The organism is Myxococcus eversor (assembly GCF_010894455.1).
Taxonomy (GTDB): domain Bacteria; phylum Myxococcota; class Myxococcia; order Myxococcales; family Myxococcaceae; genus Myxococcus; species Myxococcus eversor.
The window spans coordinates 115,376-131,836 of record NZ_JAAIXY010000008.1; the positions used below are offsets into that span (position 1 = coordinate 115,376).

Consider the following 16,461-nt stretch of genomic DNA (forward strand, 5'->3'; position numbering starts at 1 on the left):
CTCGAAAGGGGGGCCGCACCGTGCGGAAGGCCGCGCACGGGACGTGGATGTGGATGAACGGCTGACCGTGCCTCGTGAAATACTTGCGTGAGTAAAGCATTCCACTCGGTGGATGGCCGGGGCTTGGATTTCCAGGAATGCGCCGTGGCATCCTGTCCGGCATGCAAGCAAGGCATGTTCAGGCGGGGGTGGGGTTGCTGCTGCTGGCGGTGCTGGCGGCGGCGTGTGGCTCGTCGGGTTCGAAGAATGAGGGGCCGCGGGACTCGGGTCCGAGCGTGGTGGAGGACGCAGGGGGAGATGGGGGCCGGCCCGAGGACGCAGGGGGCACCGTCAGCGATGCTGGACCGGATGGGGGTGTGCCCGAGGATGCTGGCACCCCGGAGCCGGATGCGGGCGCGCCCGAGGACGCTGGCACGCTTGAGGATGCAGGGACTCCCGAACCGGATGGCGGCGTGGAGCCGCTGGCGTGTGAGAAGACGCACGGCGTCTGTGCGGGGGCGCGGCGGGCCTGGGTGGACGGTGCCTATGAGGCGGTGTGCACGGGGCGCTCGTATGGCGCGGACTACGAGGAGGGCGCGGAGACGCGCTGCGACGGACTCGACAACGATTGCGACGGCGTGACGGACCCTTCGATCTGGTCCCGCGTCACGAGTCTGGAGACGGCGCTCGGGCGCGTGTCCAGTCTCAAGACGGACAGCGGCGTGTTCGTGAGCATTGGAGACAACAACAGGGTCCTCATCCTGCGGTTGAGCTCGGAGCTGGCCATCCAGGGGACGGCGAGCGTGTCGATGCCGTGGATTCGGACGGGAGCCGAAGCAGGGCTGCTCCAGCACGCGCAGCTCGTGCGCACGGAAGCCGGCTTCGCGCTGCATTACTCCACCGCGGCGCTCAATGGGGCGGCGCCGCTCCGGGCGTACCTGGTTCCGCTCGATGCCCGAGGTGCACCGACTCCGCTGCCCGAGGGAGGGCTGGTGGAGCACCTGCTCCTCGACAGGGCGTCCGACAGTGGAAGCACCCGCGTGGCGACATCCGTCGCGGGGGACAAGGTGGTGGTCATCTGGCGCTCGGGTTCCGCGCAGTCCCCTCCGATGCAGGTGATGGGAACGGTGACGGATGCCCAGGGACAGGTGCTCATCGCGCCCAAGTCACTCTTCACGAGCGAGGGGAACGTTACTCAGAAGCTGGCGAATGCCCTGTGGCTGCGCAATGGCGAGATTCTGGTGGGCATGAGTGACGAGCGGTCGGGGCTCACGGGTGACACCGTGCGACTGCGCCGCTTCGATGCCAACCTGGACCCGGTGGGTGCCGAGCGTTCCTTCGAAACCTCCTATGAGGCGATGCCCTTGTTGCTGGACCTGGGCTCCGCGCGCGGTGGGCCGCTGGCGTCGCCCGTGCTGGTGCTGCGAGTGAGCTACGCGCCTGACTGGACCCGACAGCTTCAGGTGGTCCAGAACCTCTTCGGTGGCGGGGGGCCGGAGAAGTGGGCGGAGGCGCCCACGACAGAGACCGTCTGGTACGGCGCACTCGCGGACGAAGGCGTGCTGCGGCTGGGGTGGCTCGCTGAGTTCAAGGACCATGAGGCGCCGCCGCCGGGAGGCGATGACTGGCTCGGGTGGAACGGGCGCCTGTGGACCTTGGACGAGGGGCAGGCCGCGGTGGACAGGTCTCCGGACTCCGAATACCTGCCCCTGCATCGGTATGCGCAGTGGGTCCTGATGGAGAAGCTCGCGCCCCGTCGCGTGGGAGCCATGTACATGACGACCACTCCGGACGGCAGCTCGCTGGACTCGGTGCGCTACTGCACGCCGTGAAGCGCGCGGGGCCACTGTCTGGGTTTTGACGCACAGAGAGTGGGTCTGTCCCCGTGAGGTGGTGTTGGCTTTGGATGAGAGGCCTGTGCCACCCTGCGGGGCATGACTCGACAGTGGATTCCGGCGGGATGGGGGCTCCTGCTGCTGGTGATGGTGACGGCGGGGTGCAGGTCCGGAGGTTCGAAGGACGAGCCTCTCGACGACGCGGGCCCGGCGGTGGCGGACGCCGGCCCGGGGGAGGCCGATGGGGGCTCGGACGCAGGGGTGGATCCGCTGGCCTGTGAGAAGCAGCAGGGCGTCTGCGCGGGTGCGAGGCGAGCGTGGGTGGACGGCGCCTATGAGCAGGAGTGCACCGGGCGCTCCTATGGCACCGCCTACGAGGCCGCCGAGACGCGCTGCGATGGGCTCGACAACGACTGCGATGGCGTGACGGACCCCGAGGTCCGGTCTCGCGTCACGCGTCTGGATGCGCCGTCGTTCGCGTCGAACGCATCGAGCTTCAAGACAGCGCATGGTGTTTTCATGACCGTGGCGAGCCTCGATGAGGTCCGCATCCTGCGGCTGGATTCGGAGCTGGTGCTCCAGGCCACGACTCGCGTGCCGATGCCATGGAGGCGGACCGGAGGTACCCCCGAGGCGCTCTATCGCACCCAGCTCGTGCGCACGGCGAATGGGCTCGCGCTGTACTACTCCACCGTTGCGCGCAATCAAGGGGCGCCGCTCCGTGCCTATCTCGTTCCGCTCGACGACCTGGGCGCACCGATACCGCTGGCCGAGGGTGGACTGGTGGAGTACCCGCTCCTCGACAGGTCGCTCGATAACGAGTCCACGCGCGTGGCGACCTCTCCCACGGGTGACCGCCTGGTGATTCTCTGGCGCTCGGGTTCCCCACAGTCCCTACCGTTGGAGGTGATGGGGACGGTGACGGATGTCCAGGGGCAGGTGCTCACCGCGCCCAAGGTGCTCTTCAAGGGCGAGCGGAACATCAGCCCCCGCCTCGCGAGTGTCATCTGGCTGCGCAATGGGGAGGTCCTCGCCGCCATGATTGACGTGCGGCATGGGAATCTGGATGAGGTCGTACGGCTGCGCCGCTTCGACGCGAACCTGGACCCGATAGGTGAGGAGCGCTCTTTTGAAACGCCAGCGCAGTTTCCGGCGATGCCCCTGCTGGTGGACCTGGGCTCCACGCGGGGTGGGCCACTGGAGTCGCCCGTCCTGGTGATGCGGATGGCGGGCGCACCCGATTGGACTCGCAGGATTCAGGTGGTCCAGAACCTCTTCCAAGGGGGCGTCCCGGAGGACTGGGCTGTGACGCCTCCGCCCCATGTCGCCTGGTTCGGAGCGCTCGCGGATGAAGGTGTGCTGCGACTGGGGTGGCTCTCCTATTACAAGGACTTCAGTGCGCCGTCGCCGGGGGGAAACATCAACCTCGGGTGGAGTGGGCGCCTGAGTACGCTGGACGAGGGGCACGCCCAGGTGGAGCGGTTCGCGGAGTCCGAACCCCTGTTACTGAGCGGCTATTCGCAGTGGGTCCTGATGGAGAAGCTGGAGCCCCGGCGCATGGGGGCCCTGTACATGACAGCCACCACGGACGGCACCTTCCTGGACGCCGTGCGCTACTGCACGCCGTGAGGCTCGCCGTTCGACGGAAGTCTCAGCTCCCGGCGGTGCGTCCGCGCTGGGAGCGGCGTCGGAGGTAGTTGTTGAGGAAGGCCTTCACCGCGGGGTGCTGGGACTCGCGGAAGGCGTCGGGCGGGCCGTATTCGACGACGCGGCCCTCGTGCATCAGCGCCAGGTGGTCCGCCATGCCGAAGGCGGAGGCGACGTCGGGCGTAATCACCAGCGACGTGGCGCCGAGCTGCTGCTTGCCGGTGAAGATGATTTCGTTCACGGAGGCCGTGGTGAGCGGGTCCAACCCGGCCGTGGGGTCGTCGTAGAGGAGGATTTTCGGCTGGAGGATGGCGGCGCGCGCGAAGCCCACGCGCTTCTGCATGCCGCCGGACAGCTCGCCCGGAAAGCGCGTCGTCGCGTGGGACAGCCCGACGCTGGCGAGCGTCTTGTCCACCGTCTGGCGAATCTCCTCCTCGGACATCCGGGTGCGCTGGCGCAGCGGGAACGCCACGTTGTCGTAGACGTTGAGCGAGTCGAACAGGGCGTTGGCCTGGAACAGGATGCCCTGCTGCCGGCGCATCTGGTCCAACGCCTTCTCGCTCAGCTCGGACACCTCCTCGCCGTTGACCTTCACCGAGCCCCGGTCCGGCTTCATCAGCCCCATGATGTGCTTCATCAGCACGGACTTGCCGGAGCCGGACACGCCCATCAACACGCAGGTGGTGCCCTCGGGCACGACGAGGTTCGCCCCGCGCAGCGCCTCGTTGTCGCCGAAGGACTTGTGGAGGTCCTTCACCTCGATGACCCGCTTCGCCGCCGCCTGACTGCCCGATTCACTCATCGCTCCTCACCATAGTGCGCCCCCCTCCGCTCCGCCCCTCCCAAGACGCGTGACCTCGGTGTCCCACCACCAGGCGGCACCTCGTCCCCCTGCCCGCCACACCGGCGCAACCACCACCTGGCCTGGATTGATGCAGCCTCCCGGTGGGCTTTCGCGGCCGAGCGCTCGAAAGATGACGTCCCGTTCACCAAGGCATGCACTATCTCGTTTTCCTGGTTAAGAGGGCTTTAGGGCCGAGCCGGACTCGGGCCCTGAACCCTCACCCCCGAGCACAATGAAAACCAAGAATCTGGGTGTCGTCGCTGGTGCCACGTTGTTGGCGTTTGGTCTGGTCGCCGAGGCCGCGTCCCTCTTCGGCAACACGGGCACGTTGTCTGGCTGGAACTCCATCAACCGGGAGCACCGAGGCTCGGTGACCGAGGTGACGAACGTCACCTACGAGGGACCGACGGCGCTCAAGATGATGCAAACCTACGACCCGGCATACAGCGGCCGGTACCACTCGGAGGTGATGCGCAGCAACGTGTACCGTCGAGGAGACACGGGCTTCTACGGCTTCGCGTTCCGGCTGCAGGCGGACTGGCAGTTCCAGCCGCAGTCGTACAACATCGCGCAGTTCATCGCGGACTTCTCCGACACGGGCTGTGACGACTACATGCCGTCGAGCATGGTGTGGCTTTCGGGCAACCAGCTCTTCACGCGGGTGAAGCAGGGCACCATCTGCAATCAGAAGACGGTGACGTTCGGCAACCTGGCCACGGTGACGGCGGGGGAGTGGCACAAGATCGTGATTCAGGCGAAGTGGGCCACGGACGGGACGGGCTTCTACAAGATGTGGTTCGACGGGGCGAAGGTCCTGGAGCAGTACAACCTGAACACGACGATAGCGGACGACCGCTACTTCCAGTTCCGCGTCGGCCTGTATGCCAATGGCTGGTACGACAACGGGTACATGCAGGGCAGCCAGGGGACGCGGAGCATCTGGTTCGACGAGATTGGCGTGGGCACGACCTTCGCCGACGCCGACCCGGCGCAGTGGTAGCCAGCGCGTGATGGAGCCCCGTGACTCGTGGACGGGGTCGCGGGGCGCTTCAATACGGGCACTCGGGATTCTTGCAGACAATGCGCAAGGACACGGTGGCGGCGAACCTCTCGGGACTGAGCTCCCTGCATCTCTCGAGCTGCACGGTTTCACTGCACGCACCATTGAGGGGACAGAGGCTGTCGACCCGCGAGCGCGCTGACATGAATGCTTGTTCCATCGTGGATTCGCAGTCCGAACCCAGGACGGTTGATGTCGAGGGCTTCGCGGGTCCCCCGCAGATACACGCCGGCACGCAGTAGGCCCTGTCCAGGTCGCACTCCACCCAACCGCCCAGGTCCGTTCCGGAGAGACATGCGGTGCCCTCGGACATGCAAGTGACGTAGCTTGCATCCGGGCACTCCTGGAAGACCTGGCATGTCAGCTCGGCTTCGGACGACTCCAAGGAGGGCGCTGTCTCGTCAGGGACCTCCACACCGCAGCCGTACACGGACAGCGCCATCAGGACTGCCGCGAGGAACAGGGGAGGTCGTGTCCGCATCTCCGGGACGCTAGTGGCCCCGGCGAGAGGGACTCCATCGTGGCATCCCACTACCGCGCTTGGAGTCGCGAGCCGCACGGCCGTCATGGCAGCGGCATCGCGTGGCCCCGCCCTCGCGTATCTTCCACGGCAAGAGGTGAAGAATGAGCGAGCGTCAGCACGCGGCCATCGCTCCTGGCGTGGTGCGCTTCGCCCTGGAGCGCGCGCTCGCCGCGCAACCTCCCTTCACGGGCGGGGTGGGGCCTCCGGACATGTGGCTGTCGAAGGAGGACCTGAAGGAGGCTCAGCGTCTGGCGCGACTTCCAATCGAGCGGGGGTGACTAGAAGGGGCACGCCGGGTCCCTGCAGGAGACGCGCAGGTGGACTCGGACGAATCTTTGAGGGAACGACTCGACGCAGGTTCTCAGCCGTTCCGCCATGGCGCAAGCTCCCCCAGGGCAGACGGACGAAATGGAGTTCACTGCGTCGGTGAAAGCATTCTGATAGGCGGCGTCACAGTCTAAGCCCGTGCCGGTTCCCTCCAGGGCGATAGGAGGAGGGTCGTCGCAGGCACAGGCCGGAATGCAGTAGGTCCGAGCGCCGTCACACTCCACCCAGCCACCACTGCCTGTTCCAGGGCGGCAGGCGGTGCCCTCGGACATGCAGGTGACGTGGCTTCCGTCCGGGCACTGCTGGAAGACCTGGCACGTCAGCTCGGCTCCGGAAGACTCCATGGAGGGTGTTGTCTCGTCGGGAGCGGCTACACCGCAACCGCATAGGGACAGCGCCATCAGGAAGCCCGAGAGGAACGGGGAGCGTCGTGTCCGCATGGAGAGGATGCTAGTGGCCACAATGCGGGATGCTCCATCGTGGCATCCCACTACGAGTCGGCTGAAGCCGGTTGAATGTGCCCTCACGGCTTCTTGAGTGTCGCGGTCGGGGGGGGGCGGCCGGGGCGGGAGCCACCAGCGTGTCCCACTCGATGTCCGAGCTGATATCCTTCAGCATCCCGGTGGTGTCCTGCCGCTTGTCCTCCTTCCGGCGGTCGCCGGGGTGGACGCGACCGAAGGGCAGCTTGATGGCCTCCGCCGCATCTTCAGCTCCTCGCGTTCCTGACCGTCCTTCAGCTTCGAGAGCTCGCGCTGCACCTACTTGCCGGCGTCGGGGGCTGTCGCGGCTGGGTACTGGGTCTGCCGCCAGCTCTCGTTGACGGGCTCGTAGCACGTGCCCTTGTAGACCACGGAGTCGCCGGGGCACCGCCCCTTGATGCGCTTCACCTTGAACCAACAGGCGCCGTTGATTTCGAACTGCGGCGGGTTCGTGGCCTGCTCGCATGGGGCCTCTTCCTGCGCCGGGTGTCCGCCGGCAGGCATCGGCTTATCGGTCTTTCCGTCTGCTTCGGCACGGGGAGGGAGGAGTGCCGCACCCGCGAGGATGCCCACACCACCCACCGTCACTGCCATCATCAGCAACCGCCGCATGGTGCAACCCCTTTCGAGGGCAGCGACGATAGACGCATGCGCCAGCGGGCGCCACGCCGTGAATCAGGACGTCGTGCTCGCGCAGCGGTCGATGATGGCGCGCAACTGCGCTTGCACCCCCGTGAGCGCGCTGCGCAGTCGCGCATGTCGCAGCGAGCCGGCGAGCGCATTGGACAGCGCTTGAAGCACCGAACTCTCCGCCTCGGGCCACGCGCGCTCCGTCCGACAATCGTCGAAGCCCACGAACCCCCACCACTCGCCACCCACCGTGATGGGACACACCAGCAGCGAGCGGATGTCCTGGCTCTCCAGCACCTCCCTCACGGGTGACGTGAATTCGCGCGGACGCCCCTTCACCACCTGCCCCGAGGACAGCGGCTGCACCCACGAAGGAAGCGCCTCCTCATACGACACGTTCTGCAACACGGGGTTGTCGAGCTGCGCGGAGGCACTGGCCGCGGTCCACTCGTAGCGCTGGCTGCACAGCAGCTTTCCGCCGACATCCCTGCTGTTCTCGAAAACATAGACACGGTCGACATCGAGCGCGGCGCCCACCTGCCCGAGCGCCTCCGCGACATTCCCGGGCTCGAAGCCCTTGTCCAACAACAACCGCGAAACATCCATGAGGGCGTCGTACGCCTGCGAGGCCATGAGGGGGAACTCCAGATGCGGGGACAGGCCCGTCGCGCCGGGGGAAGCGCGAATCAGAAGCGTTGCATGGCACCGCACCCTCGGGTCAAGCCATGCTCCTGGACTCACCATGTCCACACACTCCGTTGCTTCCAAGGAAACCATGCCCCTTCATCCCCGCACCTCTTCCCTGACGTGGGTCCGCGCATTGGCCGGAATCCTGTCACTCACCGCCTGCGGCCCCGCGCCCACGCCCGCCGAGCCCACCGTCACCACCGCGTCCGCGGCGCTCGTCCCCCTCCAGGGAGACACCTCCTGTGTCTGGGGAAGCCCGGACTGCAACCTCTGCGTCCCCGACGTCCCCGCGCGCTTCAATGAGCTCAGGGACCACGGCGAGGTGCTCGGATTCCGTCCCGGCCCGTTCAACTTCAACGTCGCCCATCCCGGGGACAATCACTGGCAGGGGATTCAACGCCTGTCACTCGGCTCCGGGCGCTACCTCGTGGTGTCCAAGCGGGACGGCAACACGAACGGCAACGTGGGCCACGTGGTGCACCTGCCCTCGCGCAATGGTGACGGGCTGCGCTTGCGCTCCAACCGGCTGTCCCCCTCCACCTCCCAGCCCGAGGACACCGCCCCACCCGCCGACGACCGCGCGGTGACGGCGCTCCCCCTCGTCGACGGCTACGCCCACGGCGGCGGCATGCAAGCCGTTGGCAACCTCGTCGCGCTCCCCATGGAGCAGGGCGCTGGTCCCGGCCGCGTCGCGCTGTATGACTTCAACCAGGGCCTGGCCCCCGAGCCCTTCGCCCTCATCGACGGCGCCTCCGTGAACGCGGGCACCGCGTCCCTCACGCGCCTGTCCGACAGGCGCTACCTGCTGCTGCTCGGCCAGTACGACGCGAAGGTGCTCGAGGTCTTCCTCTCCACCTCCACGGACCTCCGCTCGCCGACGAACGGGTGGACGCGCGTGGACCAATGGACCCGCGAGGAGCTGGCCTCCGACACCTGGGGCCCCTTCCAGAGCCTCAACTTCGTCACCGACTGTCGGGACGGTCAGCTCTACCTGGTGGGCACGCTGCTCGGCGGACTGCGCTGGGGTCCCGTCAGTGACGACCATGCCCACCTCTACCGCGTGAGCCTGGACGGCCACCTGCGCCTGGAGCACGTCGCGGCGAAACACCTGTACTGCAGCAACGACGGCGCGCGGCAGTGCAACCTCGACGCGGCCGGCGGCGTCTTCGTGGGCGCGGACCGCAAGCTCATCCTCTACGCCACCGAGCACGCCGACGATGGCCCCTCGGGTTCCGTGAAGATGGTGGAATTCAGGAACATCTGGGCGAACGACGGCTGCGGCACCCACCTCGCGAGCGCCTTCGTCGATTTCTACGACGACTCCGACTTCAGCGACCGGGGTTTCATCTTCGATTTCGCGGACCGGGGCGCGAAGAACTGGGCCCGCTTCCAGGACATCGACGGGCTCAACGACAAAGTCTCGGCCGTGCGCTGGTGCCTCCCACCCGGACACCGTGTGCGGCTCCACGCCGACTCGAACTACAGCGGCAAGACTCAGGACCTCGTCGGCGACGGTTCACTCAGAGAAGTGAATCTCAATTCCTGGGGATTCGGAGACAAGGTCTCCTCGGCGCGCTGGCTCGCGGACTGAAATATTCAGACACATGGCCCCAGGGGGTGGGGTGGAAATCAACAGGTAACTTCCTGATACATTGTGGCGATAACTCTTCAGCCACCTCGTATGGAGTCCTGAGACCCATGAGCATTCGCCGCACTGATGGTTCGAAGCCGACGGTCCTCCCCACCATTTCCACTGAGGCTCAGCCGAAGAACGCTGCGAAGGCTGCGAAGGCTCCGAACGTCATCAAGGACGGCTTCGGTCCCGCGGCGAAGACCACCGACCTGGCGCGCGCCGAGCAGACGCTGAAGCCGCTGCCGGCGCCCACGGGCCGCCTGTCGCTGGAGAGCAAGGAGGCGCAGACCGCCATCCAGACCTCGCTGGAGCACCTCACGCCCGCCGCCAGCAAGCCCGCGACGCAGGGCCTCCGGGGTGGCATCCAGTTCCCGGCCTTCGTCCCGAAGAACGTGGAGCGCGACGAGCTGGGGATGACGCACGTGCGCCTGGACCGGCAGCACGAGGGCGTGAAGGTCTACGCCGAGCAGGTGGTGTCCCACCTCGGCAAGGACGGCAAGGTCAGCAGCGTCACCGGTGACCAGTCCACGATTCCCGCCGGCCTGGGCACGCAGAAGCCCCAGCTGTCCCACGCGCAGGTGCTGGACATCGCGCTCAAGGACTTCGCGGGCAAGCCGGACCGCCAGCCGAACTCCGAGCGGGTCATCTACAAGGACCCGACCGGCGTGTACCGCTCCGCGTACCGCGTCGAGGTCGCCAATGTGAACGGCACCGAGAACCCGCGCCGGATGAACTACCTGGTCGACGCGAACAGCGGGAAGATCTACGAGAAGTTCAACACCATCGACGGCTTCAAGAACTGCCCCTGCGCCACGCACGGCACGGGTGACACCGCCGCCGCCAAGGGCAGCAAGCCCGCCGCCGCCGCGCCCGCGGACGTGAAGGTCTCCTCCACGCCGAACGCGGCCATCAAGGACAACGCCACCGTCACCTCCAAGGTGAAGGTCGCCGACGACGTCACCGTCGACAAGCTCAAGCTGTCGCTGAACATCAGCCACACGTACAAGGGCGACCTGTCCGTCACCCTGACGAGCCCCTCCGGCAAGAGCGCGGTGGTGCACAACCGCACCGGCGGCAGCACGGACAACGTGAAGGGCGACTTCGACCTGAGCGCCTTCGCCGGCGAGAAGGCCAAGGGCGAGTGGACGCTGACGGTGAAGGACAACGCCAAGGGCGACACCGGCAAGCTCAACAGCTGGGGCCTGGCGATTTCGCCCAAGGCCACCCAGCCTCCCACCGAGCCCCCGAAGCCGCCGGTTCCGGGTGGCACCGCGGATGACACCTCGCTCTACAGCGGCAAGGTGGACCTGAAGACGAAGCAGAACGCGGATGGGACGTTCACGCTGGAGGACAACACGCGCGGCAAGGGCATCTCCACGTACGACGCGATGAACAAGGAAGAGGCGAGCGGCACCACGCCCTTCAAGGACGGCAACAACGTCTGGGGCGAGGCGACGGACCCGAAGCGCAACCAGGCTGCCGTGGACGCGCACTACGGCGCGGCGATGACGTACGACTTCCTCAAGGACGTGCTCGGCCGCGACTCCATCGACGGCAAGGGCGAGAAGCTCGTCAACTACGTGCACGTGAGCGAGAACTACGTCAACGCGTACTGGGACGGCGAGAAGATGTCCTACGGCGACGGCGACGGCGTGGACTCCGGTCCGCTCACCGCGCTGGACATCGCGGGCCATGAAATCGCCCACGGCCTCACCGAGCGCACCGCCGGCCTGGTCTACCGCGGCGAGTCCGGTGGTCTGAACGAGGCCATCAGCGACATCATGGGCGCGGGCGTCGAGTGGTACGCGTCCACGAAGAACTCCGCGGTGAAGTTCAACTGGACGGTGGGCGAGACGGCCTGGACGCCGACGAACGGCGACCCCACGGACGGCCTGCGCTACATGGACGACCCCACGAAGGACGGGTACTCCATCGACAACTACAAGGACTACCCGAAGCAGACGGAAGTCCACGGCTCCAGCGGTATCGCCAACAACGCCTTCTACCTGCTGGCCAACGGCGGCACGAACCGCACGTCCAAGCTCGAGGTGAAGGACGGCATCGGCATGGACAAGGGCCTGAAGATCTACTACCGCGCCCTGGCCCACTACATGACGCCGAGCACCACGTTCGCCCAGGCCCGCACCGCCACCGTCCAGGCGGCCACGGACCTCTACGGCGCGGACTCCACCGAGGTGGCGAAGGTGAAGGAGAGCTGGACCGCCGTCGGCGTGAAGTAGTCCAGACGTTCAGGGCCCGGGCGCGACCTTGACTTCGCGCCCGGGGGACTGACGCCGCGGCGGCGACGTGGGGGCGCCGCCGCGCCGGTCCGTTTCAAACCGCTACAGCTTGCTCGGGTCGTCGACGCGGTAGTGCGACAGCCAGTAGTCGTCGGCGAAGCCCGGCAGGTCGATGTTGATCTTCTGCATGTGGATTTGTCCCTTGGCGCCGATGCGCTGGTCCGCGTCCAAGTCCCACAGGTCCAGGCCCTCGAACTCGTCCGCGGAGCCGTAGGGCACGTAGTAATACGTCTGCACGAAGCCGTTCACCACGTCGACCATGTAGATGCCGGACGTCTGTCCGCCGCCGCCCACGCTGATGTACAGGTTGCCGCGCGCGGAAATCTTGCCGCCCTGAATCCACGCACCCACCGGAATGCTGCTCGACAGCGTCAGCGTGCGCTTGTGGGTGACGGTGACGGTGGTGCCCGACAGGGCAATGGAATAGCCGCGCAGCGAGGTCGCCCCGAAGGCGTTCGTCGCCGCGTAGAACAGGCCGTCCCGCGGGTTGTGCGCGAGGAACGCCACGCCGCCGGACCAGTTCGGCAGCGACGCGAAGCCGATGTACTGCATGTTCGTGTTGAAGACGCCCACGGCGCCGCCCTGGCTCGGTCCATCCATGGCGATGTAGAGGTAGCCATTGACGTGCACCAGGTCGCCGTAGTGCCGGAAGCCCGCGTTGTACCAGGGGGACGGCATCGTGTAGCGCTCGGGCGGGTTCTCGTTGAGGGCCGTCATCGGCTGCTTCGCGATGAGCCCGTCCGTGGCCTCGTCCTTCCAGAAGTTGGTGGCGTTGCGCGTCTGGAACCAGTGCGTGGAGTTGTGGGTGATGCCCTGGAGGTTGTCGGAGAAGTTCGAGTAGCTGCGGTCAGCCGGGAAGTCCGGCGCGCTGGCGATGATGTTGGGGATGGCGTAGCGGTAGCGCGCCACGAAGAGCGCGTTCGCCGTGGCGTCCAGGCCGGAGCGGTACTGCGCCGCGCCCACGCCCCACACGCACGTCCACCACCACTTGGGCAGGTTGGCCGTCTGCAGGCGCTGCCACGCGCCGCTCGCCCACTTGTCCAGCCACAGCGAGCCCGTCGCCTCGCCCGTCGTCGCACAGGCCTGGTAGTACTTCTGCACGGGCCCCCAGCCGGTGTGCGCCCAGCTGTAGACGTTCAGGGGGCACCAGATTTCGTCGTACTCGGTGTTGAGGCCCTGGCAGAAGTTGGCGGACCACCACGCGGTGTCCGGCAGCGCCTGCTGGCTCACGTTGTTCCCCGAGGGCGGCGACATCTGCGCGATGCCCTCGGGCGCCCTCGCCTCGCGCACGGACGTCTGCGCCAGGGCGGACGGCACGCGGCGGGCGGCCTCCACCAGCGCGGCGGGCGGCTCCTGCCCTCCTGACAGCTTGCGGTAGATGTCCGGGATGGGCATGCCGTCGAAGGCGGACGCGTCCGGCATCGGCGTGCCTCGCGGGCCCTTCACCACCGTGACGATGCCGTAGTCGGGCACCTCGTAGAACGTCACCGCCTGCCCGTCCGCCAGCTTCACGCTGGCCAGCCTCGTGCCCGGGTCGCTCTCCTGCTCGAGTTCCTCGTCCGTCTCAGGGCCTCCACACGCCGCCAGCACTCCCACACAGCACAGCAGCCTGAACATCCGTCGCACGGTTGCAGCCTCCTGATGATTTTCCAGGAGAACGCCCCTCGCGAGTTTGCTTCGGTGCCCTTCGCTCGGGGACTTCCTCGCGAGCCCACCCTGGATGGTGCTTCACGCCCCCCAGGCTCCACACCCGGCGCGTCCTTCCTAAGCCAGACGCAAAGCGTCAATAGTAGCAAATCAAGTTAATCGTGAAAGTCACGATTGTGAAAATTCTCTGTCACCGCGGGCTCGTGGCGGGGTGACAGGACATGGGGAGAGCTACGTGATGCGGAACATCCGTCGATATGACGTGGTGCTGGTGGGCGGAGGCGTGACGGGGTTGATGGCGAGCCACAAGCTGGCGCGGCTCGGCCTGCGGTTGTTGTTGTTGGAGAAGCAGCCGACGTTGGCCAGTGGCCCGTCCACCCGGAACGAGGGCTGGCTGCACCGGGGCAGCTATCACGCCGGTTCCGTGAAGGACCGGCAGGCCGCCATCCAGGTGGCGCGGCGGTGCATCTACGGGCACGAGCAGATTCGCGCCTTCGCGCCGGAGGCCGTGGAGGACGCGGACCGGCCGCCGCTCGTGCTGGTGCGGGACGCGGACCGGCTCCAGGAGCTCGTCTCTCGCTGGGAGGAGGCGGGCGTCATCCACCGTCCCCTGACGCAGGCGCAGGCGAAGGCGCGCTTCCCGTCGGCGGACCTGTCTCGCGCGTCCGCCGTGTTCGAAGTGGCGGACGTCAGCATCAACACGCGGATGCTGTATCGCAAGCTGTACACGTCCGCGCAGCAGGGAGGCGCGGAGGTCCTCACGGGCTCGCGGCTGGAGCGCGTCAGTGGCTCGGAGGCCACCGTCATCACCGCCGACGGGGAGTCGCTCCACATCGAGTCGAGGCTGTTCGTCTATTCGACGGGCTTCGGGGCGCGGGACTTGTTCCGCCAGTTCTTCGGGCTGGAGCTGCCCATCCGCTACTGGAAGAGCCACCTGGTGGTGGTGCCGCGCCTGGGCGGGCACGGGCTGTTCTACGTGGACCCGCACGAGGCGGCGATGATGCACCACGGTGACTACAGCGTCGTGGGGCTCAACGAGGACGCGCTCCTGTGCGCCAATCCCGACTACAACGTCGTGCCCGAGCGGGCGGACAACCTCCACCGCGCGCTGGAGCGGCTGGTGCCGGGCTGGCGCAACGCGGGGCCTCACAGCGACGTGGCCTGCACCAAGGTCGACTTCGCGCCGGACGCGGGCTCCGCGCGCTCGCTCAACATCGCCATCCACGAGCCGGTGCCCGGCCACATCTGCATCCTGCCGGGGAAGATGACGGAGGCGCCGTTCCTCACGGACGTGCTGACGGCGCGGCTCTACGAGCGACTGGAGGATGGGCTCATCGCGCAGCGGCCGTGTGATGTGCTGCACGCGAGCCTCGCTTCCATGGTGCGGGAGGCCACCCATGCGGCTTGACCTGCTCGCGGCCCTGGATGCGCCCCGGCGCTCGGCGGGTCTGCTCACCGTGGAGGAGGTCCTCGCGCTCGGGGACTCCGGCAACGTCATCTATGACCCTTTCTCCGTGCTCATCTCACGGCACCTGCGCATCGGCGAGGGCAATGTCATCCATCCGTGTGTCACGCTCACCTGCGCGGCCACGGCGGAGTTCCAACTGGGCAGTCGCAACATCCTCCACACCGGCACGTTGCTGGCCGCGGAGACGGGCAGCATCGTCATCGGTGACGGCAACCAGTTCGGAGAGGGCGGCTTCACCGCGAAGGCCAACCGCGCAGGCGCCCGCATCACCGTGGGCGACGGGGGACGGTATCTGGGCGGGGCGTCCGTGTTCGGAGAGAGCGTGCTCGGCTCGGGGACGCAGGTGCTCGGAGCCATCACCGTGGACAGTTGTCAGCTCGCGGCGGGCGCGGCCTTCAGCGACCCGGACCCGGACCTGCGCGCGGCGGTGCTGAAGGGCTCGGGCACGGCTCGCGGCCTCGCGCTGGGCGTGGGACAGGTCATCCTGGGCAACGGCGGCTTCCGCGCCGAGGACGTGAAGCCGCAGGCATTCTATCACCCCAAGGTGAAGTCATGAGTGGCGCGAAGCCCGTGGAGCTGGGGCTCGGACTGCTCTCGCTCGGGCGCGCGTGGGGGTACCGCTCGGAGCCGCCTCCGTCGGAGGCCGAGGGTCGACGGCTGCTCGACACCGCCTTGGAACTGGGCGTCCGGTGCTTCGATACCGCGCCCGCGTATGGCTCCAGCGAGCAGCGCTTTGGCGCGTTCCTGTCGGGGCTCGGCTCCGCGCGGAGCTCCGTCTTCGTGGCCACCAAGCTGGGCGAGCACTGGGACGCGGAGCGGCGGACGTCCTTCACGGACCACTCGCCCGACGCGCTCCGCCGGAGCCTGGACGAGAGCGTGCGCCTGCTCGGGCACATCGACCTGCTCCAGGTGCACAAGGCGACGGCAGCCAACGTGGGCTCGCCCGACGTGCTGCGCGTGCTCGAATACGCGGGGACGCTCGGCATCTCCCGCATGGGGGCCAGTGTGAGTGATTGGGCTGGCGCCGAGGCGGCCTGCGCCGCGGGCGTCTATTCCTTCCTCCAGTTCCCGTACAACCTGCTCCACCGGACGCTGGAGCCGGCCTTCGAGCTGGCGGCGCGACACGGGTTGCAGGTCCTGGTCAACCGGCCCTTCGCCATGGGGCAGTTGCTCCAGGAGGAGGGGAGGGACGCGCGGCTGTCCATGCGCGAGTCATTGACACACATCCTCCAGCAGCGCTTCTCCGGCTACGTGCTGACGGGCACGAAGTCTCCGGAGCATTTGCGGCAGACGCTGGACGCCTTCCGCTCGCTCGAAGGCTGACGGGAAGACTCTCTCGCCGGTGGGGCCTCGTCATGGCTTCGCCGTGCTCCCGACTCGGGGCCCGCGAAGTCGTGGCCCC

13 protein-coding genes are annotated in these 16,461 nt (G+C 67.5%); 9 read left to right on the forward strand and 4 right to left on the reverse strand.

Annotation, left to right across the window (positions count from 1 at the left end):
* Positions 1-137 precede the first annotated feature (137 nt).
* Complete coding sequence (locus G4D83_RS46150; protein WP_240356389.1) at positions 138-1,811, forward strand: putative metal-binding motif-containing protein; 1,674 nt, start codon at positions 138-140, stop codon at positions 1,809-1,811.
* A 102-nt stretch (positions 1,812-1,913) separates the two neighbouring features.
* Positions 1,914-3,443, forward strand: coding sequence for a putative metal-binding motif-containing protein (locus G4D83_RS17815; protein WP_163865967.1), 1,530 nt, complete (start codon positions 1,914-1,916; stop codon positions 3,441-3,443).
* Between the two features lie 22 nt (positions 3,444-3,465).
* Here the strand turns inward: G4D83_RS17815 and G4D83_RS17820 are convergent, their stop codons facing one another.
* A complete protein-coding gene (locus G4D83_RS17820) occupies positions 3,466-4,263 on the reverse strand; it encodes an ABC transporter ATP-binding protein (protein ID WP_163865968.1) in 798 nt (265 codons plus the stop codon).
* A 274-nt stretch (positions 4,264-4,537) separates the two neighbouring features.
* On the opposite strand from G4D83_RS17820, the gene G4D83_RS17825 reads away from it, so the two are divergent.
* A complete protein-coding gene (locus tag G4D83_RS17825; protein WP_163865969.1) occupies positions 4,538-5,305 on the forward strand; it encodes a polysaccharide lyase family 20 protein in 768 nt (255 codons plus the stop codon).
* A 684-nt stretch (positions 5,306-5,989) separates the two neighbouring features.
* A complete protein-coding gene (locus tag G4D83_RS17830; protein ID WP_163865970.1) occupies positions 5,990-6,166 on the forward strand; it encodes a hypothetical protein in 177 nt (58 codons plus the stop codon).
* An 807-nt stretch (positions 6,167-6,973) separates the two neighbouring features.
* Here the strand turns inward: G4D83_RS17830 and G4D83_RS17835 are convergent.
* Both G4D83_RS17835 and G4D83_RS17840 read right to left on the reverse strand, forming a co-directional pair.
* Positions 6,974-7,198 carry a hypothetical protein gene (locus G4D83_RS17835; protein WP_163865971.1) on the reverse strand — a complete coding sequence of 75 codons (225 nt, stop codon included), beginning with the start codon at positions 7,196-7,198 and terminating at the stop codon, positions 6,974-6,976.
* 171 nt (positions 7,199-7,369) lie between these two features.
* On the reverse strand, positions 7,370-7,957 hold the full coding sequence (locus tag G4D83_RS17840; RefSeq protein ID WP_163865972.1) for a GAF domain-containing protein: 588 nt from the start codon (positions 7,955-7,957) through the stop codon (positions 7,370-7,372).
* Positions 7,958-8,099: 142 nt separating this feature from the next.
* Here G4D83_RS17840 and G4D83_RS17845 point away from each other — a divergent pair, with 142 nt between their 5' ends.
* The gene (locus tag G4D83_RS17845) at positions 8,100-9,602 is read left to right on the forward strand and encodes a hypothetical protein (protein WP_163865973.1); all 1,503 of its coding nucleotides are present in this window, start codon (positions 8,100-8,102) and stop codon (positions 9,600-9,602) included.
* 107 nt (positions 9,603-9,709) lie between these two features.
* Entirely contained in the window at positions 9,710-11,884 is a 2,175-nt protein-coding gene (locus G4D83_RS17850) for a M4 family metallopeptidase (protein ID WP_163865974.1), read from the forward strand.
* Between the two features lie 102 nt (positions 11,885-11,986).
* On the opposite strand, the gene G4D83_RS17855 is transcribed toward G4D83_RS17850, so the two are convergent.
* Complete coding sequence (locus G4D83_RS17855; protein ID WP_163865975.1) at positions 11,987-13,570, reverse strand: hypothetical protein; 1,584 nt, start codon at positions 13,568-13,570, stop codon at positions 11,987-11,989.
* Between the two features lie 259 nt (positions 13,571-13,829).
* Here G4D83_RS17855 and G4D83_RS17860 point away from each other — a divergent pair, with 259 nt between their 5' ends.
* The 3 genes from G4D83_RS17860 to G4D83_RS17870 are packed head-to-tail and all read left to right on the forward strand — an operon-like array spanning position 13,830 to position 16,382.
* The gene (locus G4D83_RS17860; protein ID WP_240356423.1) at positions 13,830-14,999 is read left to right on the forward strand and encodes an NAD(P)/FAD-dependent oxidoreductase; all 1,170 of its coding nucleotides are present in this window, start codon (positions 13,830-13,832) and stop codon (positions 14,997-14,999) included.
* A complete protein-coding gene (locus G4D83_RS17865) occupies positions 14,989-15,615 on the forward strand; it encodes an LbetaH domain-containing protein (protein WP_163865977.1) in 627 nt (208 codons plus the stop codon). The genes G4D83_RS17860 and G4D83_RS17865 overlap by 11 nt, the downstream gene beginning before the upstream one ends.
* Positions 15,612-16,382 carry an aldo/keto reductase gene (locus G4D83_RS17870; RefSeq protein ID WP_163865978.1) on the forward strand — a complete coding sequence of 257 codons (771 nt, stop codon included), beginning with the start codon at positions 15,612-15,614 and terminating at the stop codon, positions 16,380-16,382. The genes G4D83_RS17865 and G4D83_RS17870 overlap by 4 nt, the downstream gene beginning before the upstream one ends.
* Positions 16,383-16,461: the final 79 nt, after the last annotated feature.

Coding starts and splice junctions, on each gene's coding strand:
- G4D83_RS46150 (WP_240356389.1), top strand. CDS start 138: ATGCGCCGTGGCATCCTGTCCGGCATGCAAGCAAGGCATGTTCAGGCG.
- G4D83_RS17815 (WP_163865967.1), top strand. CDS start 1,914: ATGACTCGACAGTGGATTCCGGCGGGATGGGGGCTCCTGCTGCTGGTG.
- G4D83_RS17820 (WP_163865968.1), bottom strand. CDS start 4,263: ATGAGTGAATCGGGCAGTCAGGCGGCGGCGAAGCGGGTCATCGAGGTG.
- G4D83_RS17825 (WP_163865969.1), top strand. CDS start 4,538: ATGAAAACCAAGAATCTGGGTGTCGTCGCTGGTGCCACGTTGTTGGCG.
- G4D83_RS17830 (WP_163865970.1), top strand. CDS start 5,990: ATGAGCGAGCGTCAGCACGCGGCCATCGCTCCTGGCGTGGTGCGCTTC.
- G4D83_RS17835 (WP_163865971.1), bottom strand. CDS start 7,198: ATGCCTGCCGGCGGACACCCGGCGCAGGAAGAGGCCCCATGCGAGCAG.
- G4D83_RS17840 (WP_163865972.1), bottom strand. CDS start 7,957: ATGGCCTCGCAGGCGTACGACGCCCTCATGGATGTTTCGCGGTTGTTG.
- G4D83_RS17845 (WP_163865973.1), top strand. CDS start 8,100: ATGCCCCTTCATCCCCGCACCTCTTCCCTGACGTGGGTCCGCGCATTG.
- G4D83_RS17850 (WP_163865974.1), top strand. CDS start 9,710: ATGAGCATTCGCCGCACTGATGGTTCGAAGCCGACGGTCCTCCCCACC.
- G4D83_RS17860 (WP_240356423.1), top strand. CDS start 13,830: ATGCGGAACATCCGTCGATATGACGTGGTGCTGGTGGGCGGAGGCGTG.
- G4D83_RS17865 (WP_163865977.1), top strand. CDS start 14,989: ATGCGGCTTGACCTGCTCGCGGCCCTGGATGCGCCCCGGCGCTCGGCG.
- G4D83_RS17870 (WP_163865978.1), top strand. CDS start 15,612: ATGAGTGGCGCGAAGCCCGTGGAGCTGGGGCTCGGACTGCTCTCGCTC.